Raw genomic sequence first — 23,272 nt, 5'->3', positions numbered from 1 at the left:
GATGCGATGAAAGACTTCGCCATCTCGGACGATCCTGCGGTCCAGAAGCAACTGGACCGGCTGGGCGCGCTATCGCTGCCGCAGGGGCGCATCGGGCTGGATGTGATCCGCACGCTGCTCAGCCGGCTCGGCGATCCGCAGAAGAGGCTGCCGCCCGTTTTCCATGTCGCGGGCACCAATGGCAAGGGCTCCACCTGCGCCTTCCTGCGCGCCATGCTGGAGGCGGATGGCAAGACCGTCCACGTCGCCACGAAGCCGCATCTGGTGCGCTATAACGAACGCATTCGCATCGCAGGCGTGCTGATATCGGACAGGTTGCTTGCCGATCTGCTGGAAGAGGTTCTCGATACTGCCGAGGGCCTCTCACCAAGCTTCTTCGAGGTCACCACCGCCGCGACTTTCCTGGCCTTCGCCCGCACCCCCGCCGATGCCTGCGTGATCGAGGTGGGGCTTGGCGGCCGCTTCGATGCGACCAATGTGATGGAACGCCCCGCCGCCTGCGGCATCGCCTCTCTCGGTGTGGATCATGAAGCATTCCTTCTGAACGAAGACCCGTCAGCGCCCTCGCCCGACCGGCCGCTTGTCCGGATTGCGTTCGAGAAAGCCGGCATAGCGCGCCCGGGCTCACCTCTCGTTACGCAAGGCTACACGCCCGATGTCGAGGCGGAGATTGAGCGCCGCGCCGGTCTTGCTGGCGCGCCCCTGCACATGCGGGGGTCTCACTGGTGGGCCGATGCCGGCCCTGCCAGCATCGCCTATCGCGACCGGCATGGCGAGCTGACGCTCCCGCTCCCGCAAATGCACGGGCGACACCAGGCGGACAATGCCGCACTTGCGGTTGCCATGCTGCGGCACCAGGATTTCGTACCGGTCTCGCCTGCAGCGATGGCGGAAGGCATTCGCACCACGCGCTGGCCCGCGCGCTTGCAATATCTCTCCGCCGGTCCGCTAACGGAGTTGGCGCAAGGCCGCGCAGTGCTGTTGGATGGCGGTCACAATCCCGATGCGGCGGAGGCGATCGCCGCGCATCTGGCGACGCTGGAAGGCCCGGTCCACGCGCTGGTGGGCATGATGGCGGCAAAGGATGCGCGCCGCTTCCTCGCCATTCTCGGGCCGCATCTGGCGAGTGTGACAGCCGTGCCGATTGCCGGAAACGACCATGTCGCGGTGGACGCGCTGGCCGACATTGCCCGGAACGCCGGCGTTCAGCCGGTCGCCACCGCGCCAGACCTGCAAACCGCCATGGAGACGCTGCCATCCGGCGATGGCACCGTGCTGATCACCGGCTCGCTCTACCTCGCGGGCAAGGTGCTGAGCGCCAACCGCGAATATCCGGACTAGGCTCCCGTTGCCAGTTCGGGCGTCTGGTCGGGCGCCAGCACGCCGCTTTTCGCACCGGCGCGGCGTTCGCGGATCCATTCCAGCACGCACAGCACCACGGCGACAAGGCCGATCAGCGTGGTGAAGATGAAGACGTAGTAATAGCCACGGTCCTCGATCATTTCGCCCAGCGCGCCGCGGCCAAGCGTGCCTACCAGCAAAGTTAGCGAGGCGAGCAGCGCATATTGCACGGCGGCGTATTTCTTGTTCACGATGCTGGAGAGCCAGGCGATGTAGGCGGCGCCCGCAATGCCGATGGCGAGGTTCTCCCACATGATGGTGAACGTCAGCCGCGCCAGCCCTTCGGAGCCGAACGGGGCCATGGCATTGATGAGCGCTGTAAAGCCGATGAGGTCGCTGCCCGCCTGCATGGTCGCCCCGCCCACCGCGAGATCGGCGTACAGAAGGTTCGTTGCAGCAGCCAATGCCGCGCCCAGCGTCAGCGTGAACATGCGGCCGATCACGGTGATCAGCCACCCGCCCAGCGCCAGTCCGGCAATGATCGCGCCCACGCCGAAGAACTTGGACGCGAAGGCCACTTCGTCACCCGTGTAGTTCAGCTCGCCAAGGTAGAACGGATAGGCGAAAGTGCCCCAGATGGCATCGGTAATGCGATAGGTCAGCACCAGCGCCAAGATCAGCACCAGCGCCCAGCCCATACGTCCGACGAACTCGACCAGCGGCAGCACCAGCGCGCGATAAAGATGGTCGGTAAAGCGCACATCCTGCGGATTGAACGCTGCTGCGGTGTGGCTGATGACGTTGCGGCCATCTTTTTTCAGTTTGGCGAGCCATGCGGCGATGAAGGCAGGCACCACGATGGTGGCGACGATGATCAGCGGTCCGTAGGTTGCCGTGAACTCGGTCGGGTTGGGCCGCAATTCCGGCGCATACGTCATGGAGCGATACATGAAGAGGATGACCGTGCCGATCGCCCATGCCCACAGCAGCCCGACAGCCAGCAGCGCCCAGTTGCGCGTTTTCTGGTCCACTTCGCCTGCATTGTAGAGCTCGGCCACTTCGTCGCGGCTGGCGGCGACAGTGGCGGCGGATCGTTTTTCCACATCGGCATCGGGCGCGAACAGGCCGGCAATGCCGATCACCAGCATGATGATGCCCATCATCACATAGGTCTGCGGCCAGCCGATCCGCTCTGCGATGATCAGGCCCAGCGCACCGCCGACAAGGCTGGCGAGGCGGAAGCCCATCTGGGTGATGGTGGAGAGGATATCGATCGTCGCTTCCTCGTCCGCCACATCGATGCGCCACGCGTTGATGGCAATATCCTGCGTCGCACTGGCAAAGGCGCCGATGGCGGCGAGCAGGCTGAAAACGCCGAGCTGGCTCCTCGGATCGAGGATGCTCATGGTCAGCAGGACGGCAGCCAGCACCAGCTGCATCGGCGCAATCCACTGCTTGCGCTTGCCCAGACGCCTGAGGCCGGGAATGTCGACCTTGTCGAGCAATGGCGACCACAGGAACTGGAACGCGTAGGCCAGCCCGATCAGCGAGAAGACGCCCATCGTTTCCAGATCGACGTCGGCTTCGCTCAGCCACGCATACAGCGTGCCGAGGAACAGCGCGAATGGCAGGCCGCTGGCAAACCCGAACAGCGCCATGAAGCCGCTTTTCGGGTTCTTGAGCGAGCGGGCGAGCGTGCCCCAGCCGGGTTTCTTCTTCGTCTTCGTTTCGGCTGCGGCGTCGGCCATGCGGGCGTTCCCTTTTTTATTTCGTGCCGGTCTAGCCGTATTCCATCGCAATGGAAGGCTGGATGAACGGGCTCTCAACGCCTAAGGGGCCGGATATGTCCAACGAACCGCGTCCCGAAGGCGATCGTATCGCCAAATTGCTGGCCCGTGCCGGTGTTGCCAGCCGCCGCGAGGTGGAGCGGATGATCGAAGATCGCCGCATTAAAATCGGAGACGAGGTGGTGACGACGCCCGCTACCTTCCTCACCAGCCTGAAAGGCGTGAGCGTGGACGGCAAGCCGGTCGGCAAACCGGAGCGCACACGCCTCTTCGCATTTCACAAGCCCACAGGCCTGCTGACGGCGGAGCGCGATTTCTCGGGCCGGCCGACGATCTACACCGCGCTTCGCAACGCCCTGCCCAAGGGCACACCGCGCCTGATGCCCGTCGGCCGCCTCGACCTGAATACCGAAGGGCTGTTGCTGCTGACCAATGATGGCGAGTTCAAGCGGATGATGGAGCTGCCCTCCAGCGAGATCCCGCGCACCTATCGCGCACGCACCTTCGGCGAGATCACGCAGGAACAGCTCGAAACGCTGATGGAAGGCGTGGAGATCGAAGGCATGCGCTACGACCGGATCGACGCCAATCTCGAACGGCGCACCGGCCGCAACCAGTGGATCGAGCTGACGCTGACAGAAGGAAAGAATCGCGAAGTGCGCCGGGTGCTCGAACATTTCGGGCTGGAAGTCAGCCGCCTGATCCGCACCGCCTACGGTCCCTTCGGCCTCGCAGACCTGCCACGCGGCGCTGCGCAGGAAATCCGCAAGGAAGATATCGAGCGTTTTCGCTCGAGCTTGAAATCATGAGAATCATCGCCGGAGAATGGAAGCGCCGCCAGTTGCGCGCGCCTGCGGGCGATACCACACGGCCCACGGCGGATCGTACGCGCGAGACGCTGTTTTCGATGCTCACCAGCCGCCTCGGCAGCTTCGAGGGCCTGAGCGTGGCGGACCTGTTTGCCGGGTCGGGCGCGCTCGGGTTGGAGGCTCTGTCGCGCGGGGCGGCCAATTGCCTGTTCGTGGAGCAGGATGCCGCCGCCATACGCACATTGCGCCAGAACGTCGCCGCGCTACGGGCGCAGCAACGAAGCGATATCGTCGCGGGATCGGTGCTGTCGCTGGGTCCGGCAAAAGTGCCGCGCGATCTTGTATTGCTCGACCCGCCCTATGAAACGGGCGCCGGTGCCGTCGCGATAGACCGGCTGGCGCGGCTGGGCTGGATCGGCCCGGCTACGTGGGTCGCGCTGGAGGTTGCCGCCAAAGAGGATGTTGCCATCCGCAAGCTCGAGATCGAGAGCGAGAGGCGGGTCGGGCCGGCGAAGCTGGTCCTGCTGCGCTGGCCCGACCGGCAGGATTAATCGCTGCTGCCCGAACGTTCTGCGGGAAGCGGGCCGTCGATCTGGCTGGCCGGACGTCCCGGCCAATAGCCAAGCGCGCGGTTGCCGAAATTCAGCCCTGCTTCGCGCGGGTTGATGCAGCTATCCTGTTCGTTCTGCGTGCAAACCGCATATTCCTGACCGTTCATGCGGACGCGGGTCGCGCGGCCGCGATCGTCGCGCTCGATTACTTCGGCGCGCTGCTGGTTGGCATTGTCGTCATCGTGACCACCGCCATGGTGATCGGCCATGGCCGGGGTCGCCAGCATGGCAAGGCCAAGTGCTGCTGTCAGTGTCAGGGCTTTCATGGAACCTTCTCCTTTTCTTCCAGCGCCATAACGGCGCGCGGCGGATGGCGGTTCCGAAAAGGAAAAAGGGCCGCCCGCGTCACGCCGGGCGGCCCTTCCCTCCGATCTTGAAGGCTGCCGGGTCTAGAGGCCTTCGGGATCGGGTGGCTCGGGGATGTCGTCTGGTTCCACGGTTTCGCCTTCCGGTGCCTGCGAAGCCGCCTGCGCTTCGATCATGGTCCACGCCCGCTCGCGTGTTGTATCATCCATCCGCATCAGCGACATCCGGTCCTCGGTGGAAAGCCGCCAGAACAGCTCTGCGCGCTCGGGCGGCAGGGTCCAGTAATAGCCCTGCTGGTCCGCCGACCACGCATCGTAGAGCGCCTGCATGTCGGGCGGCCATGAGGCATAGGTGGCCGATTGCTCTTCGGTCATCTGGGTGGAGGCAAAAGCTTCCTCCATCGGATCGCTCGAAGTATTGCCAGGCGGCCCTTGATCCTGAGCAGTTGCCAAAATCGGCATGGCGGCCAGTAAACCGCCAAGAACATATGATAATTTCAATCGCATAAAAGCACTCCATAGCTTTCATACGTGACGAACGGGAGCCGTCCGATCTGACGACTTCGACGCAAGGCTGCGCGGATGCCCGACTGCTGGCAAGCGCTGTATCTCAACCATCGCGCGTGCTGGCACTCTCACCGCGTGGGCGTGGCAAAAACCGGACGAATGACCATCGCGCAAAAGAAAAGGCCGCCCCGAAGGACGGCCTTTTGTAATGAGTCGAGAAGCTGGATCAGCCACCATAATCGCGCATGGTGGTGGTTTGACCCGGCCAGTAGTTCAGCGGACGGTCCACACCGGGGCCGCGCTGTCCGGCTGCCCATGCGTTCATGCAATGGTCGTCGGCATCGCTTTCGCAGATCGGATAGGTGCCATCATGATTGGCGCGGGCAATGGGCGCATTCTGCACCATGCCGGTGCGCACAAAGGTCATGTCGCCTGTCATGCGGTTGGCGTTGTAATAGGCGACGCGGTCGGCATCGCTATCCATGTTCCAGAACATCATCCGGTCGTTCTCGTCGAGCGTCCAGTAATAGGAGCGCACTTCAAGTGGCCAGCCGTAATACATACGCTGGCGATCGGCGTCGTAAGTTTCGATTTCGTCGCGGTTGTCGTTATCGACCGCTGCCATCGGATACATGCTCGGCAGGTCATCGTCGCGGTCCTGTGCCATAGCGGGGGCGGCGGCGATGCTCAGCGCGGTTGCGGCAGCGATAAGTGCCTTTTTCATAATGGTTTCTCCTTTGCCTTTCGGCATGTTGCAATTGCCCGATCAATGGGCTGGAGAAGGCCGTTGTTCCGAAAAAATAGCGTTCCACATTTGGCCGCAAAGCTTGCACGGAGCGCCCCTGTTCCCTAGCTGTTCACAGGTGACAGATACCCCTCAATCGACCGAAACCGCACTCGCCGCCAGCGCGCCGGAATGGCTTGCCCATCTCAATCCGCCGCAGCGAGAGGCCGTCCTGACGACGGAGGGGCCGGTACTGATGCTGGCAGGGGCCGGCACCGGAAAGACTGCCGCCCTCACCCACCGGCTGGCCCATATCGTGCGCGAGCGCATGGCGTGGCCAAGCGAGATCCTTTGCGTCACTTTCACCAACAAGGCCGCGCGCGAAATGCGCGAGCGTGTGGCGAAGCTCACCGGCGGCGCGCTGGAGGGGATGCCGTGGCTCGGCACGTTTCACTCCATCTGCGCCAAGATGCTGCGCCGCCACGCGGAAATCGTGGGCCTGCAAAGCAATTTCACCATCATCGACACGGACGACCAGCTGCGTCTGCTGAAAACGCTGATCAGTGAAAACGATATCGACGAAAAGCGCTGGCCGCCGCGCATGTTGGCAGGGCTTATCGACAGCTGGAAGAACCGCGGCCTCAACCCTGCCGACCTCGATGTCGTCGACAATGAGAGCTTCGACAATGGCAAGGGCCAACAGATGTATGCGCTCTACCAAGAGCGGCTGAAGAGCCTGAACGCCTGCGATTTCGGCGACCTGCTGCTGCATATGCTCAACATCTTCCGCCAGCATTCCGATGTGCTGAAGAGCTACCAACAGCGCTACAAATACATCCTGGTGGACGAGTATCAGGACACCAATGCCGTCCAGTATCTCTGGCTGCGGCTGCTGGCGCAGGAGCGCAAGAATATCTGCGTCGTCGGGGATGACGACCAGTCCATCTATTCCTGGCGCGGCGCGGAGGTGGCCAATATCCTTCGCTTCGAGAAGGATTTTCCCGGTGCGAAGGTGGTGAAGCTGGAGCAGAACTATCGCTCCACCCCGCAAATCCTTGCCGCGGCATCGGGCCTTATCGCCGGCAACAGCCAGCGATTGGGCAAGACGCTGTGGACACAGCTGCCCGAAGGCCAGAAAGTGCGCGTCATAGGCGTGTGGGACGCGCCCGAGGAAGCGCGCCGCGTGGGCGAAGAGATCGAGCGGCTGGAGCGCGAGGGCCTCAGCCTCGAACAGGTCGCCATCCTCGTTCGCGCGCAATACCAGACGCGTGAATTCGAAGACCGCTTCATCCAGATCGGCCTCAATTACCGTATCATCGGGGGTTTCCGCTTTTACGAGCGTGCCGAAATCCGCGATGCGCTGGCCTATCTGCGGGTGATTGCGCAGCCTGCGGACGATCTGGCGTTCGAGCGGATATACAACCAGCCCAAGCGCGGGCTCGGCCAAAAGGCTCTGCAGGAATTGCACCGTAAAGCGGTCGGCGGCGGAATGCCATTTTTGAGAGCGGCGTATCATCTCGCCCACGGAGATGAGCTTGCTCCGCGCGCTCGGAATGCATTCGGCAATTTACACGACATGCTACAAAACTGGTCGCTGATGGCAGAAACCGTCACACCAGCCGACCTGCTGCGCACCGTTTTGGAAGAATCTGGCTACGATGCCATGCTCAAAGCCGATCGCTCCGCCGAGGCGGCCGGTCGGGCGGACAACCTCGTCGAACTCGCCCGCGCGATGGAAGAATACGAGACGCTGGGCGATTTCCTCGAACACGTATCTCTGGTGATGGACAGCGACCGGGGGGACACCGACGAGAAAGTTACCATCATGACGATGCACGCGGCGAAGGGGCTCGAGTTCGACCATATTTTCCTGCCCGGCTGGGAGGAAGGTGTGTTTCCCTCGCAGCGCTCGCTCGACGAGGGTGGCCTCGCCAGCCTGGAGGAAGAGCGTCGCCTGGCTTACGTCGCCATCACCCGCGCGCGGCGCAAATGCACGATCATGCACGCCGCCAATCGCCGCATTTACGGCCAGTGGACGAGCAGCATCCCCAGCCGCTTCATCGAGGAACTCCCCGACGAGCATATCGAGACCGAAACGACGATGACCGGCGGCAAATCGCTCTGGCAGGCGAATTGGAGCGAGAGCGAAGACCCCTTCGCCCATGTCTCCACCAGCCGCCCGGATCGCTCCTCCGCCCGCGGCCCCGGCTGGCAACGCGCGCTCGCTACGGGCTATGACACGAAGCAGACCCGCGTGAAGGAAAGCACCCGCTCCGCAGCCAGCTTCGCCGCCAAACCGCGCACCGACGTAGAAATGGGCGCGCGCGTCTTTCACGAGAAATTCGGCTATGGCGAAGTGATCGGACAGGAAGGCAACAAGCTGGAAATCGACTTCGAGAAGGCAGGCACGAAGCGGGTGATCGACAGCTTCGTGACGCTGGCGTGATGCGCGCGGCTGCAGTCTTTGCATCGGCAGCTGGCGCAGCGCTGGTTGCAGCATGCGAGGAACCGGTGCCGAATGTGGAAGCGATGGCACCGCCTGCGGCGACCGAAACCGTGTCGGAGCAGGCTACAGTGCGGCACGGTTGCCAGCCTGACAACGACGGACAGTTCAACTCCATCCGAAACGCGCATGTCACTTACGGCGATGTCAGCGTCGATGATGTGGTCGTGCAATTCCACGTGGACGGGCTGCAGCTTTACGGCGGCGACGGCGTTTCGCCCGGCGTATTCTGGGACATCGTCTCGATCCGATGTCCCAACACAAGTAGCGACCATAGCGACCTGCCTGCCGATTTCCGCACGCGCTCTTTCGAAGCGCAGATGCAGGTGCTGCGGGAACGCTTGGCTGCCACGCTCATGCAATATGCAGAGGACTGCGCAATTGACATTCCGCCCGAGCCATTTCTTGGACCCGGGCTGGAAGCCTTCCTGGGCGAAGCGGGCCAGGGAATGTGGCTCGAAGCCGACGGCAACAGCTATCGCACGATCGGCGGCTAGGTGCGCGCCTCTCCGCTTTCCGCGGCAGGCACCTCATCCACCTTCCGCCCCCAGTGATACCGCTTCTCAAAGGGCCGTGCGAGTTCTCCGAAGAAGCCGCGCGTGCCTTCAGCGATGCCGGTCTCGCAATCGACATAGGGTGCAGGGTCTTTGTAGGTGCCGAACAGGCGGTCCCACAGGGTGAAGGTGTTGCCGTAATTGTAGCCCATCAGCGCTTCGTCACGGATGTGGTGCAGGCGGTGGGCGGCGGGCGAGATCAGGACATTGCCGAACAGGCCCAGCGTCCACGGCACGTCCGCGTGGATGAAGTGCCCCCACCAGCTGCGCAGCAGGCCCGCACCGATAATCGCCCATACCGGGAAGCCAAGGATATAAGCGAACAGCAGGTCGGCATAGAGGCTGAGCAGACGCGCAATCGGATGTTTGCGCGCCACGGTCAGCCAGTGCAGCGCCGTGTCGGCGTGGTGCGTTGCGTGGAAACGCCACATGGGGCGCGAATGTTCGAAGCGGTGCCGCCAATACGCGCCGAAATCGATCACCAGGATGGCGGCCAGCAGGGTGATGACTTGCGGCAGCGGCTCCCACAATGTCGGCTCGACAAGCCGGAAGCCGCCGATCCATTCGCGTAGCGCGGCATTGCTCGGCAGGAAGAAGGGCAGCACCAGCACGACGTTGAAAATCATCAGCAGCAGGTTCGTGCGGAATTCCGGGCCGGCGCGCCGAATCGCAGCCAATATCGCGCCGCGCTTCGTCACCAGTGCCAGCACAGCAAAGGTGAGCGCATAAGGCCACGTATCGCTCAGCAGCTTGGCAAAGGCGGCGAGGAAATTCTCCATGCACACACGCGTGGCAGATCACGGTTAAGGACGCGTTATCGCGCCTCCGGACCGACGTAATGCGAACCTTTTGCGGCTCCCATGCATTCGCAAAATAAAGGAGATTATCGATGACGACCCTCTACACCATGCCCGGAACCTGCTCGCTCGCCTGCAACATCGCGGTGGCGTGGCTCGATGCGCCGGTGGAGATCCACAATCTTGCCTATGGCGACCACAAGAAGGACGAGTACCTCAAGATCAATCCCAAGGGGCAGGTGCCCGCGCTGAAGTTCGACGATGGCGAGGTGCTGACCGAGCTGGCAGCGATCATGGCGTGGCTGGGCGCGGAGCATGGCAGCGAAGGCTATGCGCGCGACAAGCGGCTCGGTTATCGCGAGGCCGAAGCGCTGTCCTACATGTCGAGCGAAGTCCACGCCGCCTATGGCCCGCATTTCGCCGCCCAGCGCTTTGCCGAGAGCGAGGACGCACAAGAAGAGGTGAAGCAGGCCGCCTACACTACGCTGCGCGACAAGTATGAGCGGCTGGAGCACAATCTCGCCCATGCTGGTGGGCAGTATTACCTCGGCAAGCGCAGCTTCGCCGATGCATTCCTCTACGTGCTGACGCGCTGGATCGACCAGACGCCGATCGCCATCGAGGACTATCCTGGCCTGAAAGCCTTCCGCGTGCGCATGGAGATGGATGACGGCGTGAAGACTGCGCTGGCGCGGCAGGACATGGACCCGATGGACTGACGCTTCTAGACGGCGCTGTCCTACAGCGCTTGGTGCTGTCATGGCCGCGCGATGTTTTGGCATTTGGCGATCATCGCAGACACGAATGAAAAGCCCCGCATCGCTGCGGGGCTTTTTGCTTTTATGCACCGTTTTTCTTTCGCAAAGTGTCAACTTCGCGATTTGCGGGCTAAGCACCTCTATACAAAGGCAAATCTAGCGAAAAGCGCCCACCGCGTAGTGTCAACTGTGTCAACTGTGTCAACTTCGCTTGAGGGCCCGTCAATCGAACCCGACGGCGAGGAAGTCGGGCTTCGGCCCGTTCCATTCGCCTGCGGGGACCGGCTCATCATCCTGGTCGCGGCGACGTCCGCGCGGCTGGCGATCCTCGCGCGGCCCTCTTGCGGGTTTCTGGCGCTCGGCTTGCTGCCGCTCCGGCTGCTCGCGCCTTGCCGGCTTACGATCCGCCTCGCCATCGTCCTCACGCCTCCGGCGCGACCGCTTCGGCTTTTCCGCCGCTTCCGTATCTTCGCGCCGCTCTTCGGTCTGCTGCGACGGATCGGGCAGAGCGACGCGCACATCTTTCTTGCCGAATGTCGGCACCTTGGCACCGGTCAGCTTCTCGACATTGTCGATCGCCTCGGCATCCTCCGGCGCGACGAAGGTGAACGCCCTGCCCTTGGCTCCGGCACGGCCCGTGCGGCCGATGCGGTGGACATAGTCGTCGGGATGCCAAGGCGTGTCGAAATTGAAGACATGGCTCACGCCCTTGATGTCGAGCCCGCGCGCGGCAACGTCGCTGGCGACGAGGATGTTGATCTCGCCATCCTTGAAGCGCTGCAATTCCTTGTTGCGCTGCGCCTGGTCGATATCGCCATGAATTTCGCCGCTGGCAAAGCCGTGGCGTTGCAGGCTCTTGTTGAGCTCGCGTACAGTGGTCTTGCGATTGGCGAAAATGATGGCTGTGTCCACCAGATCGTTGCGCAGCAGCCAGCGCAGCGTCTCGCGCTTCTCGCGGGTCTTCACCGGAATCTTGAAGGCTGCGATATTGTCGTTGGTGGACGCCGCGCGGCTCACCTCGATCCGCTTGGGATTGGTGAGGAACTTCTTCGCCAGCTTGGCGATGGGCGGCGGCATGGTTGCACTGAACAGCAGTGTCTGGCGCTGCTCTGGCAGCTTGTCGCAGATGAACTCGATATCGGGAATGAAGCCCATGTCGAGCATCCGGTCGGCTTCGTCGATCACCACCAGCTCGCAGGCAGAGAGCAGGATCTTGCCGCGCTCGAACAGGTCCATCAAGCGGCCCGGCGTGGCGATCAGCACGTCGACGCCTTCGTTCAGCGCCTTGACCTGGTCGCCCATCTGCACGCCGCCGATCAGCAGCGCCATCTTCAGGTCGTGGTTCTGGCCGTATTTCTCGAAATTCTCGGCCACCTGCGCGGCCAGTTCGCGCGTCGGTTCCAGGATCAGGCTGCCCGGCATCAGCGCGCGGCGGCGGCCGCTGGCCAGCACATCGATCATCGGCAGCACGAAGCTTGCCGTCTTGCCCGTGCCGGTCTGCGCGATGCCGATGAGGTCTTTCATCATCAGCACGGCGGGGATGGCTTCCGCCTGGATCGGAGTCGGCTCGGTATAGCCTGCCTCTTCAACGGCTTTCAGGAGGTCTGGAGACAGGCCGAGATCGGCAAAAGTGGTCAAATCGATGGGTTCCGGTAAATTGGTATCGCGCAAAATAAAGGCGTGCTGCGCGGCACGCCAGTTTGCCCGCGCTCCCTACGCGCGAACGGGAAAAATTGCAAACTTCGGCAGGACAGCCTTACTGACTGGCCGCAACGAGCCGCGTAAAGCCTGCGACCTGGCAGGCCGCACCGGCGCGGGATTGCAACTGGTCGCGCGCCACACACAGCCGCCCGTCCTCGTTCTGCTCGACATAAAAACCGGCATAAAAGGCGCTGGCCGTGCACGATTGTTCGAGGCTGGCAGCGATAATTTGCCGCTGGCGCGTGAACATCAGCAAGCGATTGTCCCGGGTCGGCTGCACGCCCATGATGCTGTCGATATCGACACAGTCGCCATGTTCCACCTCGGCAAAGCTGCGCGGCATGGGGCGGCGGGGCAGATCTGCCATCATCTGCGTGCGGGCACGCGGAGGCGCGGGCGAGACGCGGATAATCACGCGCTGTTCGATGCGCACCTGGTGCTGCTGCATGTTGCGCACGGCATCGTCGAGCATGCGGAAGGGCGCAGGGGCCGTCTGGTCGAAGCCCAATGGAACAGGCGATTGCGGCCCGGTGCGCTCCCTCGCATCCTGCGCCGCGACGCTGACCGGCATAGGCGCAGCGAACAGCGGCAGCAGAAGGGCCAGGCAGGCCAGGATGGCGATCAGGCGTTTCATGATAGATGCGAAGTCGGCAGTTCCCGTGACTGTTATGCAGCACGATCTCACTGCCGCTTGATGTCAGGCCCCCTCCTAACAGCGCGGATTGAATGTTGGCTTAACCCGCGCGGCGCACTTTGCAAGGGGGCGGCTTCGGTGGCAGGAGCGGCGCTATGAGTGACACAAGTGCCTTTTGCGACGCTGCACAGCGCCTGCTGGGAGAGCGCGGCTTCACCCGCGATGCCGATATTATGGCGTCGTGGCTGACCGACTGGCGCGGTCGCTATACCGGCAAGGCGCTGGGCCTCGCCTCGCCCGCGAACACTCGGGAAGTCGCCGATCTGGTCAAGCTGTGCGCCCGATACGGCGTGCCCATCGTGCCACAGGGCGGGAACAGTGGGATGTCCGGCGGAGCGACGCCCGACGAGAGCGGAGCGTCCGTCATCCTGTCCCTGCGGAGGATGAACGCCATCCGCCATTTTGCGTCCGAAGCGATGCAGATCACCTGCGATGCCGGCTTGGTGCTGCAAACGCTGCACGACACGGTCGAGGCCGAAGGATTGCGCTTCCCGCTCACGCTGGGCGGCAAGGGCTCTGCCACCGTCGGCGGTCTGATTGCAACCAATGCAGGCGGCACGCAGGTGCTGCGGCACGGCAACATGCGCGCGCAAGTGCTGGGGCTGGAAGCGGTAATGGCCGATGGCTCGGTTTTCGACGCCCTGCGCGCACTGAAGAAAGACAATCGCGGCTTCGACCTGAAGCAATTGCTGATCGGCTCCGAAGGGACGCTGGGCATCGTTACGGCGGCGACCTTGCGCCTCCTGCCCGGCATCGCAGAGCGCGCCGTGCTGTGGGCAGGCGTCAACGACATTCGCACGGCGCGCCGCCTGCTGCTCCACGCCCAGCGCCATGCGCCGCAGGCGCTGGAAGGGTTCGAAGTCATCCCCCGGCACTCGCATGACGCCGTGATGCGCTACAGTCCGGACAGCAGGCCGCCGCTGGCCGGACCGCACCATTGGCATGTGCTGATCGAGCTGGTGGCCGACCGAGCCGCTGCCGCCTCGCTAGCCGATCTCGCCCGATCGCTGCTGGAAACGGCGATGGAAGCGGAATTGATCGAAGATGCCACCATTGCGCAAAGCGAGGCACAGGCCGAAGCCTTCTGGACGATCCGCGACAGCATCTCTCCCGCAGAGCGCGCCATCGGCCCGGCCATGCAGCACGATATCGCCGTACCTGTGGAGGATATGGCCGATTTCATCGCCGAGACCGTTCCCAAGGTGGAGAGCGCCTTCCCCGGTGTGCGCGCCGTCGCTTTCGGTCATCTTGGCGATGGCAATGTCCACTTTCACGCCATCGCGCCCGAAGGCGCAAGGCCGGGAGCATGGGAAGCGGAGCAAGGCAAAACCGTCAGCCGCTTCGTGCATGACGAGGTGACCGCATGGCGCGGCACGATCAGCGCGGAGCACGGCATCGGCCAGATGAAAGTGGAGGAACTCGCCCGTCTCGCCGACCCCGCCCAACTTGCCCTCATGCGCGCGGTGAAGCAGGCGCTGGACCCTGCCGGCATTCTCAACCCCGGCAAGCTCGTGCGGCTTGAAACGGAGGGCAAGAGCCTATAAGCGCGCACGCTGAACTTTACGGAGTCCGCGAGGGAACCGGTGGTTCCTATCCCGGATATTCGACATCCATATTTGATCGGAGAGTATGATGGCCAGCGCGCCGAAGCAGAATTTGCCCGTCCTTTACAAAGACCTCGTGCCCCTCAACAACAAAGAGCATGGCGATTTCGCCGCGCGCACTGTCGACAAGGCACCCTGGATCGGCAAGCAGCACGCCATTCCGCTGACCGTGGAAGAATTCCCGGTGGCGCAGCGCGATTTCCCCATCGTTTTCTCCAGCGGCGACAATTCGGTGCCACTCGCCCTGATGGGCCTTAACGAAGGCGTGAACGTGTTCTTCGATGAAGAAGGCTCGGTTCGCGGCGATACGACGCCTTACGTGCCGGCCTATGTCCGTCGTTATCCGTTCCTGCTCGCCAAGCTGCAGCCGGACACCGACAACCTCTCGCTCTGCTTCGATCCGACCAGCGACCTCGTTGGCAAGTTCGATGACGGGCAGAAGCTGTTCGACGGCACGGAGCCGAGCGATCACACCAAGGGCCTGCTGCAGTTCTGCGAAAAGTTCGAGGAAGCTGGTATGCGCACGCAGGCTTTCATGAAGGAACTGACCGATAACGACCTACTGATGGATGGCGAAATTTCCATCCAGCGCGCAAACGATCCGGACAAGCCCTTTACCTATCGCGGCTTCAAGATGGTCAATCAGGAGAAGCTGCGCGAACTGCGCGGTGACCAGCTGCGCAAGTGGAACGAGAACGGCCTGCTGCCGCTGATTTTCGCGCACCTGTTCTCGCTCGACCTGATGCGCGGCGTGTTCGCTAAGCAGGTCGATCTGGGCAAGGGTCCGGAAGGCCTGTCGGCCACCGCTCCCGCGGCCTGATCTAGGCGGCTTTTCGAGCCTTTTCGGGTGGCGGCGGCGAACCGCTCTGCCCATACGACAAATGCGGCCTTGCGGGGCCGCATTTTTCGTTCGTTCCGTTGATGTTCAGGTGATTGCACCTACATAGGATGTGTCCGGTCGGCGCTCCCCTCATGGCTCGGCTGGACAGGGGCACCTCGGTGTCCCTCCTCCCTGAACCTTGGCCGCCTCGTGCTTCGCGCACGGGGCGGTTTTTTCATGCAGAATTGTCTATTCGGCCGCTTGCGCGAAACCTTGCGCGCCGCGGGTCATCTGGTCGGCCAGACGTCGGATGAGGCCGGTCACGGTCTGCGCCACCTCGTCGACCCCGGCGGACGGTTCACGCAAGCCAGCATCGAGATAGGTCGCGCGGCAGATTTCCAGCTGCATCGCCGACAGTCCGCGCGCCGGAGCGCCGTGGCGATCAAGCACATAGCCACCCGCATAGGGCCGGTTGTGCACGACATGCGCACCCGCCGCATCGAGATGACCCAGCGCAGCGGCGACGAGGGCGCTTTCGCAGGATCCGCCGAACCTGTCTCCGATCACGAAATCGGCTGCCCTTCCCTCGCCCGTTTTCGGTCCGAGCGGCGGCATGGAGTGCATATCGACCAATAGCGCAGCGCCCCACCGGTCGCGCAGGCTCTCCAGCGTTCGCGTCAGCGCCAGATGATAGGGCGAATGAACCTGGTCGATCCGTGCTTTCAGCTCGGCGGCGCGGATGCGCTGGTTCCACAATTCGCCAATCCCAGGCAGGCGGCGCGGAACCAATCCCAACCCGCTGCGAGAGCGGCGACCTGCCGCCAGCCGGCTCCTTTGCGTTCGGGCACGAGCTCCTGCGATCATTTCCCAGTCCACATCGTCGGGGGAACGGTTGAGATCGATCATCGCGCGCGGCGCATTGGCCACCAGCAGCGCGGCACCTGTGGCGTCGGCCACCTTGCGCGCGATCAGGTCGACATAGCGATCCTCCAGCCGCGGCGCCGCTTCATCTGCCAGTCGCATGCGTGACAACAGGCTGGCCGGATAATCGCGCCCGGCATGGGGCACGGCGATGAGGATCGGGATGGCAAAATGCGGCGGGCGGCGCAGCACGAAAGCGGGGCGTCCGTCGCCTTCAGGGATGCTCCCGCCGCAAATGGCCTGCGAATCGTCTCGGGGAAAAGCACCGTGCTGCACAGGCAAATGCTGGGCCCTGACAGCGGTTGTGTCAAAGCGTAGGTACATTTACCATGTCCGCGAATGTGCCAAAGCTGGTCAGCCCCGATCCGGCCAATGCTTTTTCAACCTCTCAGGCGTAGGGGCTGCATCCACGCTAACCAAGGGAAGAGACCAAGGGCATGATCCGAATTTTGCTGGCCGAAGACGATACCGCGATGCGCACCTATTTGAAGCGCGCGCTGGAGCAGGCTGGCTTTTCGGTCATGGCAGTTTCCTGCGGCACGGAAGCGCTGCCGCTGATCCAGACCGAGATCTACGATCTGCTGCTGAGCGACATCGTGATGCCGGAAATGGACGGGATCGAGCTGGCCCAGCGCTGCAACGAGATAAGCCCTTCTACCAAGGTGATGTTCATCACCGGCTTCGCCGCGGTTTCCCTGAAAGCCAACCGCGAAGCGCCGCATGCGAAGATGCTGTCCAAGCCCTTCCACCTCAAAGACCTGGTCATGGAAGTGGAGCGCATGTTCGAGGATAGCGCAGCGCTGATGCTGTAAGCCGCAATCGGGCCTTGCGCATCGCATAAGGCGGCGCTAGATGGCCCGCCTGCCGAGCGCGAAAGCGGCTTGGCCATACCCGAATGGTGTGGGCGTATAGCTCAGTGGTAGAGCACTATGTTGACATCGTAGGGGTCCCAAGTTCGAACCTTGGTACGCCCACCATTCGCTCCTGAAAATCTTTCGGCAGCCACCGCTCAAAGCGGTGCTAACGCTGGGCCTTGAGCCGGGCGATCTTGTCCTGCGCTTCGGCATCCATCTGCTTGAGTTCGCGAATGGTCTGCTGGATCGCGCTCTGCTGCTCTTCCAGCTCCGTGAGGCGCTGGTTGATCTGCATCTGCAGGTGCCGCATCTGCTCGACTTTCTGGGTGTCGTCCTCGTCATAAAGCGAGAGGAACTCGCCGATCTCGCGGATCGAGAAGCCAAGCCGCTTGCCGCGCAGGATCAGCTGCATCCGGCCCATTTCGCGTTTCGAATAAGCGCGCATCGTGCCCACGCGCTGCGGTGCGATCAGGCCTTTGTCTTCGTAAAAGCGCAATGTCCGCTGAGTGACGCTGAGCGCTTCGGCGGCCTCGGCAATGGATTTGAGTGGCTCGTTACCCTGAGCCTCGTTCATGGTTGCGACGCTATCCGGCATCGGCAGCTCCATCCCCTTGGGCAGCCTTGCGTGCTTCGTACTTGGCCTTTTCCTCCGCCACCAATTCCTTCTTCTCCAGTTTGCCGACCAGCGTCTTGGGCAGCTCGTCGCGGAACTCGTAGGCGTCGGGCATTTCTATGGGATTGAGGCGCATCTTCAGAAAGGCTTCGAGCGTGCCGGCATCCAGCTCCTCATCGTCATGCAGCGCGATGAAGAGCTTTGGGGCTTCGCCGCGATAATCGTCTGGAATGCCGATGGCGATCGCCTCTTTTACGGCCGGATGTTCGTAAGCCGCATCCTCGATCACGCGCGGATAGACATTGTATCCGCTGCACAGGATCAAATCTTTGATACGGTCGACGATGAACAGGTAACCGTCACCGTCCAGATAGCCGATATCGCCTGTGCGCAGCGCCCCATCGACGAAGGTTTCTTTTGTTGCATTCGGCCTGTTCCAATAGCCTTTCATCAGCTGCGGTCCGCGCGCGCAAATTTCGCCCTTTTCGCCCTGTGGCATCATCTCGCCAGTCTCGGGATCACGGATTTCGATGACGGTTTGAGGGAAGGCCGGACCGGTCGAGTTCTCCTTGTTCGGCTGGCGACCAAGCAGCGGGTTGCTGGTGATGATGGGGGAGGCTTCGGTCAGGCCGTAGCCTTCGGATACCAGCGCTCCGGTGCGCTTCTCGAATTTGGTGCGGACGTCCAACGGGAGTGGAGCACCGCCCGAGCAGCTTGTCAAAACGCTGGACAGGTCCGGCACCTTATCATCAGGTAGCGAGCCGAGCGCGTTGTAAATCGTCGGCACCCCGAACATCTGCGTCGGGGGTTTGCGCTTCACCGTTTTCAGCACCTCGTCCATCTCGAAGCGCGGAAGCAGCACCAGTTCCGACGCAGTATCGATGCCGAAATTCAGCACGCAAGTAAGAGCAAAGACGTGGAATAGCGGCAAGACGCCCAGTGTGCGCTCCTGCTGGTCGCGCACCACGCCGATATGCAGCATCATCTGCGCGGAATTGGCGGCTAAGCCGGCATGAGTAAGCATGGCGCCTTTGGGCCTGCCGGTCGTGCCGCCGGTATATTGCAGCACCGCCACATCGTCGGGCGTCTGCTCCACTTTCGCAGGATTGGCCGGGTGCGCGGCAAGGTCGCTATAGTGGATATAGGAAACACCGGACTGCTTCTTCGCGAGGGAAGATCGCTTCAGCGTGCGAAGACCCACCGATTTCCAGAAAGACAGCACGTCTGCCATCGGGCACAGTACGATGTGTTCGAGCAGCACGTTGCCATCATCATCCGCCTTGCCCCATGCCGCTGCCACTTTCTCGTGCAGCATTTCCAGATCGGGCACGGCGATCATCTTCGCGCCGGAGTTCAGAATCAGGAACTCCACCTCGCTGGTGGAGTAGAGAGGATTGATGTTCACCACCATGCCACCGGCACGGAGAACGGCATAATACATGATCACGGAATAGGGCGTGTTGGGCAGACACAGGCCGAACCGGTCGCCGGGCTTAAGTCCGCGCGCCTGCAGGCCGGTCGCCACGCGGTCCACCAGGTCTCCGATCTCGCCATAGGTCCATTCGCGGCCGAGGAAATCGACGCAGACCCTTTCCGGATAGTTGGACACGGCGTGGTCGAGAAGCTCGGTCAAAAGGCGCGGGCGAATGTTGCCCTCGCTATCGGTAAACCGGCTCGTATCCATCAGGCGGAACCCTTCGGGCACCTCGACCATGAAACATCCTTTCTCCAACTCCCGCATTCAGCCAACGCCGGAAAAAGCGAAATGGCTCACGGGAGCATCTTGATTTTCCATCTACCTAACGTATACGTCAGGTAACAGACTTTATCGTAACCATTCGACGCAAAAGGTCAATCGACCTTGCACATTGCAGAGGAAAGGCAAAACACTATCATGACCGATGTCGTAATTGCAGGGTATGTCCGCTCCCCCTTCCACCCCGCATATAAGGGCGCGCTGGCGAAAACCCGCCCCGACGATCTGGCGGCGAACACCATTCGTGGCCTGGTGGAAAAGACCGGCGTAAAGCCGGAGGATATTGAAGACATCGTGATGGGCTGCGCCTTTCCCGAAGGCGAGCAGGGCTTCAATATCGCCCGCCTCGTCGGCCTGCTTGCAGACCTGCCACTGGATGTGGGCGGCATCACCATGAACCGCTTCTGCGGCTCATCCATGAGCAGCATCCATTATGCTGCCGGTCAGATCGCCATGGGCGCGGGCGATGTGTTTATCTGCGCAGGCGTTGAAGGCATGAGCCGCGTTCCGATGACCGGCTTCAACCCGATGCCCAATCCGGAACTCGCCAAGAAGAGTGCGGCCTATCTCGGCATGGGCGACACGGCTGAGAATGTAGCGAAGAAGTACGAGATCAGCCGCGAAGAGCAGGAAGCCTTTGCCGTGAAAAGCCAGCAGAAGGCTGGCAAGGCGCTGGAGAATAATGCCTTCGATGACGAGATCGTGCCCTTCACTCTGCCCGACGGTACCGTTGTCGACAAGGATGGCACGCCCCGCCCCTCCACCACGGCGGAAGACCTCGCGGGCCTGAAGCTGGCCTTCGACCAGAACGGCACCGTTACCGCAGGCACTTCCAGCCCATTGACCGATGGCGCCGTCGCCGTGCTGGTATGTTCGGCTGACTATGCCGCTGCAAATGGCCTCAAGGTCATGGCGAAGATCAAGAGCATGGCCATTTCCGGCTGCGCGCCGGAGATCATGGGTATCGGCCCGGTCGGTGCCAGCCAGAAAGCGCTGGAGCGTGCGGGCCTTACCATCGACGATATCGATATCGTCGAACTGAACGAAGCCTTCTCCAGTCAGTCCATCGCCACGATCCGCGATCTGGGCGTGGACGAGGCCAAGCTGAACCTAGATGGCGGCGCAATCGCCATCGGCCACCCGCTGGGCGCCACCGGCGCGCGCATCGTGGGCAAGGCTGCCAGCCTGCTGCAGCGTGAAGGCAAAAAGTACTCGCTTTCCACCCAGTGCATTGGCGGCGGCCAGGGCATCGCTACGATCCTGGAGGCCGTATAATGTCGGAAAAATCCATCAAGAAAGTCTGCGTGATCGGCGCCGGCACGATGGGTGCCGGCATCGCTGCCCAGATCGCCAATGCCGGCGTGCCCGTTCTGTTGCTGGATATCCTTCCCAAGGAAGGCGACAATCGCAACGCCGTGGCCGAAGGTGCGGTAGCCAAGATGCTGAAAACGCAGCCCGCGCCCTTCATGGGCAAACGCGCTGCCAAGCTCGTCGAGACCGGCAATATCGAGGATGATCTTGGCAAGGTTGCCGAGTGCGATTGGGTGGTGGAAGCCATTATCGAACGGCTCGACATCAAGCAGGATCTCTACGCCAAGCTGGAAGAGGTTCGCACGCCCGGCACCGCCGTGTCGTCCAACACCTCCACAATTCCGCTGGCGCAGCTGACCGACGGCCGCAGCGACCAGTTCAAGCAGGACTTCCTGATCACCCACTTCTTCAATCCGCCGCGTTACATGCGGTTGATCGAGATTGTGGCCGGCCCGCAGAGCAATGCCGACACCGTCGATATGGTCAGCGATTTTGTAGACAGGAAACTCGGTAAGACGGTGGTCGATGCGGAGGACTCCCCCGGCTTTATCGCCAATCGCGTGGGCACCTTCTGGATACAGCAGGCGGTCAATTCCGCTTTCGATCTGGGCATCACGGTGGAAGAAGCGGACGAGATCGGCGGGCGGCCCATGGGTGTGCCCAAGACCGGTCTGTTCGGCCTGATCGACCTTATCGGCATTGATCTGATGCCGCATCTGATGAAGTCGCTGACCAGCACCCTGCCGGCCGACGACTGGTACCAGAAGATCGCTCGAAGCGAGCCGTTGATCGAAGCTATGATCAAGGACGGCTACACCGGTCGCAAAGGCCTCGGCGGCTTCTATCGCATCAACCGCGATGGCGGCGGCAAGGTGAAAGAAGCGAAAGACCTGAAAAGCGGCGAATATCGCGCGGCGGCCCGCCCGGGTCTCGTGCGCGGTCCAGCCGCCAAGGGCGATTTGAAGGCGCTGATCTCTGCAAAGGGCAAGGTCGGTGACTATGCATGGGCCGTGCTTGGCCCCACTCTGTCCTACGCCGCCAGCATCGTGCCGGAAGCGACTGCCACGATTGTGGGCGTCGATGATGCGATGAAGCTCGGCTATAACTGGAAGCGCGGTCCGTTCGAGATGATCGATGCGATCGGCGCGGCTCATCTGGTCGAGCGTTTGAAAGAAAGCGACTATCCCGTCCCCGCCATCCTCGAGCAGATTGGCGACAGGACCTTCTACCGCGTGCAGGACGGCAAGCGCCAGTATTTCGGCACCGACGGCGAATACCACGACGTGGTGCGCCCCGAAGGTGTGCTGCTGCTGGAGGATATCAAGCTCACCGGCGAGCCACTCATCAAGAACGGTTCTGCCGCCCTTTGGGACCTCGGCGACGGCGTTGTCGCGCTGGAATTCACTGGCAAGATGAACGCGCTGGACGAACAGGTGATGCGCCTGATCCAGAAGGCCATCCCGCTGGTGAAGAAGGATTACAAGGCGCTTGTCGTTTACAACGAGGGCTCCAACTTCTCCGCCGGTGCCAATCTCGGCCTCGCCTTGTTCGCGCTGAACATCGCGGCATGGGGCGAAGTGGAGAAATCCGTCAAGGGCGGCCAGGCAGCTTACAAGGCGCTGAAATACGCGCCCTTCCCCGTCGTCTCCGCACCGTTTGGCCTCGCACTGGGCGGCGGATGCGAAGTCTGCCTCAATTCCGATGCCATTCAGGCCCATGCCGAGACCTATATCGGCCTCGTCGAAACGGGCGTTGGCATCATCCCGGGCTGGGGCGGCTGCGGCGAGATGATTTCTCGCTGGGAAGAAAATCCGCGCCATCCCAATGGCCCGATGCCCGCCGTCTCGAAAAGTTTCGAGCTGATCTCGACGGCAACGGTCGCCAAATCGGCTGCCGAGGCGAAAGACCACGGTTTCCTGCGCCGCGACGACGGCATCACCATGAACCGCGACCGCCTGCTTTACGATGCGAAGCAGCGCGCGCTCGCTATGGTAGATGGCTACGAGGCTCCGGAAAAGCCGGAATACCGCTTGCCCGGCCCCACCGGCGCTGCGGCGCTCAAGCTGGCGGTCGACAGCTTCCGCAAGCAGGGCCTCGCCACCGAGCATGACGAGACCGTCGCCCACGAGCTTGCCTATGTGCTGACGGGCGGCGATACTGACATGATCGACGTCGTGACCGAAGACCAGATGCTCAAGTTTGAGGCGGAAGCCTTCATGCGCCTGGTCCGCAACCCGAAGTCGCAGGCGCGGGTTGAGCATATGCTCGAAACCGGCAAGCCGCTTCGCAATTAACCTGACAA

The 23,272-nt window shown here is 62.4% G+C and carries 21 protein-coding genes and 1 tRNA gene; 12 read left to right on the top strand and 10 right to left on the bottom strand.

All coding sequences use genetic code 11. The annotated features are described in order from the left end of the window. Positions 1 to 6 precede the first annotated feature (6 nt). Entirely contained in the window at positions 7 to 1,341 is a 1,335-nt protein-coding gene (locus BMF35_RS08085) for a bifunctional folylpolyglutamate synthase/dihydrofolate synthase (protein ID WP_047005505.1), read from the top strand. On the opposite strand, the gene BMF35_RS08080 is transcribed toward BMF35_RS08085, so the two are convergent. Then, the gene (locus BMF35_RS08080; protein WP_047005504.1) at positions 1,338 to 3,089 is read right to left on the bottom strand and encodes an AmpG family muropeptide MFS transporter; all 1,752 of its coding nucleotides are present in this window, start codon (positions 3,087 to 3,089) and stop codon (positions 1,338 to 1,340) included. The genes BMF35_RS08085 and BMF35_RS08080 overlap by 4 nt on opposite strands. Before the next feature lie 62 nt (positions 3,090 to 3,151). Here BMF35_RS08080 and BMF35_RS08075 point away from each other — a divergent pair, with 62 nt between their 5' ends. Beyond that, positions 3,152 to 3,937 (top strand): pseudouridine synthase, encoded by a 786-nt coding sequence (locus tag BMF35_RS08075; protein ID WP_418202093.1) that lies wholly within the window; start codon positions 3,152 to 3,154, stop codon positions 3,935 to 3,937. After that, entirely contained in the window at positions 3,934 to 4,488 is a 555-nt protein-coding gene (gene rsmD, locus BMF35_RS08070; protein WP_047005503.1) for a 16S rRNA (guanine(966)-N(2))-methyltransferase RsmD, read from the top strand. Before BMF35_RS08075 ends, rsmD begins: the two co-directional genes overlap by 4 nt. Here rsmD and BMF35_RS08065 read toward each other — a convergent pair. From BMF35_RS08065 to BMF35_RS08055, 3 genes are all read right to left on the bottom strand, one after another. Beyond that, entirely contained in the window at positions 4,485 to 4,814 is a 330-nt protein-coding gene (locus BMF35_RS08065; protein ID WP_156172023.1) for a hypothetical protein, read from the bottom strand. The genes rsmD and BMF35_RS08065 overlap by 4 nt on opposite strands. A gap of 123 nt (positions 4,815 to 4,937) precedes the next feature. Next, positions 4,938 to 5,255 carry a hypothetical protein gene (locus tag BMF35_RS08060; protein ID WP_156172022.1) on the bottom strand — a complete coding sequence of 106 codons (318 nt, stop codon included), beginning with the start codon at positions 5,253 to 5,255 and terminating at the stop codon, positions 4,938 to 4,940. Positions 5,256 to 5,586: 331 nt separating this feature from the next. Beyond that, positions 5,587 to 6,084 carry a hypothetical protein gene (locus BMF35_RS08055; protein WP_156172021.1) on the bottom strand — a complete coding sequence of 166 codons (498 nt, stop codon included), beginning with the start codon at positions 6,082 to 6,084 and terminating at the stop codon, positions 5,587 to 5,589. Between the two features lie 139 nt (positions 6,085 to 6,223). On the opposite strand from BMF35_RS08055, the gene BMF35_RS08050 reads away from it, so the two are divergent. Next, complete coding sequence (locus tag BMF35_RS08050) at positions 6,224 to 8,530, top strand: ATP-dependent helicase (RefSeq protein ID WP_047005500.1); 2,307 nt, start codon at positions 6,224 to 6,226, stop codon at positions 8,528 to 8,530. Then, the gene (locus BMF35_RS08045; RefSeq protein WP_047005499.1) at positions 8,530 to 9,084 is read left to right on the top strand and encodes a hypothetical protein; all 555 of its coding nucleotides are present in this window, start codon (positions 8,530 to 8,532) and stop codon (positions 9,082 to 9,084) included. Before BMF35_RS08050 ends, BMF35_RS08045 begins: the two co-directional genes overlap by 1 nt. On the opposite strand, the gene BMF35_RS08040 is transcribed toward BMF35_RS08045, so the two are convergent. Beyond that, a complete protein-coding gene (locus BMF35_RS08040; RefSeq protein ID WP_047005498.1) occupies positions 9,081 to 9,920 on the bottom strand; it encodes a sterol desaturase family protein in 840 nt (279 codons plus the stop codon). The two genes, BMF35_RS08045 and BMF35_RS08040, sit on opposite strands and share 4 nt — an antisense overlap. Positions 9,921 to 10,030: 110 nt before the next feature. On the opposite strand from BMF35_RS08040, the gene BMF35_RS08035 reads away from it, so the two are divergent. Continuing rightward, positions 10,031 to 10,657, top strand: coding sequence for a glutathione S-transferase family protein (locus tag BMF35_RS08035; protein WP_047005497.1), 627 nt, complete (start codon positions 10,031 to 10,033; stop codon positions 10,655 to 10,657). A 261-nt stretch (positions 10,658 to 10,918) separates the two neighbouring features. Here BMF35_RS08035 and BMF35_RS08030 read toward each other — a convergent pair whose 3' ends face one another. Together BMF35_RS08030 and BMF35_RS08025 are read right to left on the bottom strand one after the other, a co-directional pair. Further along, positions 10,919 to 12,334 carry a DEAD/DEAH box helicase gene (locus BMF35_RS08030; RefSeq protein ID WP_047006438.1) on the bottom strand — a complete coding sequence of 472 codons (1,416 nt, stop codon included), beginning with the start codon at positions 12,332 to 12,334 and terminating at the stop codon, positions 10,919 to 10,921. A gap of 118 nt (positions 12,335 to 12,452) precedes the next feature. Beyond that, on the bottom strand, positions 12,453 to 13,031 hold the full coding sequence (locus BMF35_RS08025; protein ID WP_052765865.1) for a hypothetical protein: 579 nt from the start codon (positions 13,029 to 13,031) through the stop codon (positions 12,453 to 12,455). A gap of 155 nt (positions 13,032 to 13,186) precedes the next feature. On the opposite strand from BMF35_RS08025, the gene BMF35_RS08020 reads away from it, so the two are divergent. After that, a complete protein-coding gene (locus tag BMF35_RS08020; RefSeq protein WP_047005496.1) occupies positions 13,187 to 14,635 on the top strand; it encodes an FAD-binding oxidoreductase in 1,449 nt (482 codons plus the stop codon). Between the two features lie 88 nt (positions 14,636 to 14,723). After that, positions 14,724 to 15,515 (top strand): SapC family protein, encoded by a 792-nt coding sequence (locus BMF35_RS08015; RefSeq protein WP_047006436.1) that lies wholly within the window; start codon positions 14,724 to 14,726, stop codon positions 15,513 to 15,515. A gap of 249 nt (positions 15,516 to 15,764) precedes the next feature. Here the strand turns inward: BMF35_RS08015 and BMF35_RS08010 are convergent, their stop codons facing one another. Beyond that, positions 15,765 to 16,712: an N-formylglutamate amidohydrolase gene (locus BMF35_RS08010; protein WP_052765864.1), complete on the bottom strand. Its 948-nt coding sequence runs from the start codon at positions 16,710 to 16,712 to the stop codon at positions 15,765 to 15,767. Between the two features lie 161 nt (positions 16,713 to 16,873). On the opposite strand from BMF35_RS08010, the gene cpdR reads away from it, so the two are divergent. Beyond that, positions 16,874 to 17,248 (top strand): cell cycle two-component system response regulator CpdR, encoded by a 375-nt coding sequence (cpdR, locus tag BMF35_RS08005; protein ID WP_047005495.1) that lies wholly within the window; start codon positions 16,874 to 16,876, stop codon positions 17,246 to 17,248. A gap of 90 nt (positions 17,249 to 17,338) precedes the next feature. Next, positions 17,339 to 17,413 (top strand) — tRNA-Val (locus tag BMF35_RS08000). Positions 17,414 to 17,456: 43 nt separating this feature from the next. Here the strand turns inward: BMF35_RS08000 and BMF35_RS07995 are convergent. Together BMF35_RS07995 and BMF35_RS07990 are read right to left on the bottom strand one after the other, a co-directional pair. Further along, a complete protein-coding gene (locus tag BMF35_RS07995) occupies positions 17,457 to 17,885 on the bottom strand; it encodes a MerR family transcriptional regulator (RefSeq protein WP_047006434.1) in 429 nt (142 codons plus the stop codon). Next, the gene (locus BMF35_RS07990) at positions 17,875 to 19,617 is read right to left on the bottom strand and encodes a long-chain-fatty-acid--CoA ligase (RefSeq protein WP_236781500.1); all 1,743 of its coding nucleotides are present in this window, start codon (positions 19,615 to 19,617) and stop codon (positions 17,875 to 17,877) included. Before BMF35_RS07990 ends, BMF35_RS07995 begins: the two co-directional genes overlap by 11 nt. A 180-nt stretch (positions 19,618 to 19,797) precedes the next feature. Between BMF35_RS07990 and BMF35_RS07985 the strand changes: the two genes are divergently transcribed. Both BMF35_RS07985 and BMF35_RS07980 read left to right on the top strand, forming a co-directional pair. After that, positions 19,798 to 20,934, top strand: coding sequence for a thiolase family protein (locus tag BMF35_RS07985; RefSeq protein WP_047005494.1), 1,137 nt, complete (start codon positions 19,798 to 19,800; stop codon positions 20,932 to 20,934). Beyond that, positions 20,934 to 23,264, top strand: a complete 2,331-nt coding sequence (locus BMF35_RS07980; protein ID WP_047005493.1) for a 3-hydroxyacyl-CoA dehydrogenase/enoyl-CoA hydratase family protein — start codon at positions 20,934 to 20,936, stop codon at positions 23,262 to 23,264. The genes BMF35_RS07985 and BMF35_RS07980 overlap by 1 nt, the downstream gene beginning before the upstream one ends. Positions 23,265 to 23,272: the final 8 nt, after the last annotated feature.

Origin of the sequence: Aurantiacibacter gangjinensis (assembly GCF_001886695.1) — a bacterium.
Lineage (GTDB): Bacteria > Pseudomonadota > Alphaproteobacteria > Sphingomonadales > Sphingomonadaceae > Alteraurantiacibacter > Alteraurantiacibacter gangjinensis.
This window is presented reverse-complemented; position numbering and strand designations above follow the sequence as displayed.

Bases quoted from the DNA above. Each gene is read 5' to 3' on its own strand.
- BMF35_RS08085 (WP_047005505.1), top strand. From the start codon at position 7: ATGAAAGACTTCGCCATCTCGGACGATCCTGCGGTCCAGAAGCAACTG.
- BMF35_RS08080 (WP_047005504.1), bottom strand. From the start codon at position 3,089: ATGGCCGACGCCGCAGCCGAAACGAAGACGAAGAAGAAACCCGGCTGG.
- BMF35_RS08075 (WP_418202093.1), top strand. From the start codon at position 3,152: ATGAACGGGCTCTCAACGCCTAAGGGGCCGGATATGTCCAACGAACCG.
- rsmD (WP_047005503.1), top strand. From the start codon at position 3,934: ATGAGAATCATCGCCGGAGAATGGAAGCGCCGCCAGTTGCGCGCGCCT.
- BMF35_RS08065 (WP_156172023.1), bottom strand. From the start codon at position 4,814: ATGAAAGCCCTGACACTGACAGCAGCACTTGGCCTTGCCATGCTGGCG.
- BMF35_RS08060 (WP_156172022.1), bottom strand. From the start codon at position 5,255: ATGGAGGAAGCTTTTGCCTCCACCCAGATGACCGAAGAGCAATCGGCC.
- BMF35_RS08055 (WP_156172021.1), bottom strand. From the start codon at position 6,084: ATGAAAAAGGCACTTATCGCTGCCGCAACCGCGCTGAGCATCGCCGCC.
- BMF35_RS08045 (WP_047005499.1), top strand. From the start codon at position 8,530: ATGCGCGCGGCTGCAGTCTTTGCATCGGCAGCTGGCGCAGCGCTGGTT.
- BMF35_RS08040 (WP_047005498.1), bottom strand. From the start codon at position 9,920: ATGGAGAATTTCCTCGCCGCCTTTGCCAAGCTGCTGAGCGATACGTGG.
- BMF35_RS08035 (WP_047005497.1), top strand. From the start codon at position 10,031: ATGACGACCCTCTACACCATGCCCGGAACCTGCTCGCTCGCCTGCAAC.
- BMF35_RS08025 (WP_052765865.1), bottom strand. From the start codon at position 13,031: ATGAAACGCCTGATCGCCATCCTGGCCTGCCTGGCCCTTCTGCTGCCG.
- BMF35_RS08020 (WP_047005496.1), top strand. From the start codon at position 13,187: ATGAGTGACACAAGTGCCTTTTGCGACGCTGCACAGCGCCTGCTGGGA.
- BMF35_RS08015 (WP_047006436.1), top strand. From the start codon at position 14,724: ATGGCCAGCGCGCCGAAGCAGAATTTGCCCGTCCTTTACAAAGACCTC.
- cpdR (WP_047005495.1), top strand. From the start codon at position 16,874: ATGATCCGAATTTTGCTGGCCGAAGACGATACCGCGATGCGCACCTAT.
- BMF35_RS07995 (WP_047006434.1), bottom strand. From the start codon at position 17,885: ATGCCGGATAGCGTCGCAACCATGAACGAGGCTCAGGGTAACGAGCCA.
- BMF35_RS07990 (WP_236781500.1), bottom strand. From the start codon at position 19,617: ATGGTCGAGGTGCCCGAAGGGTTCCGCCTGATGGATACGAGCCGGTTT.
- BMF35_RS07985 (WP_047005494.1), top strand. From the start codon at position 19,798: ATGACCGATGTCGTAATTGCAGGGTATGTCCGCTCCCCCTTCCACCCC.
- BMF35_RS07980 (WP_047005493.1), top strand. From the start codon at position 20,934: ATGTCGGAAAAATCCATCAAGAAAGTCTGCGTGATCGGCGCCGGCACG.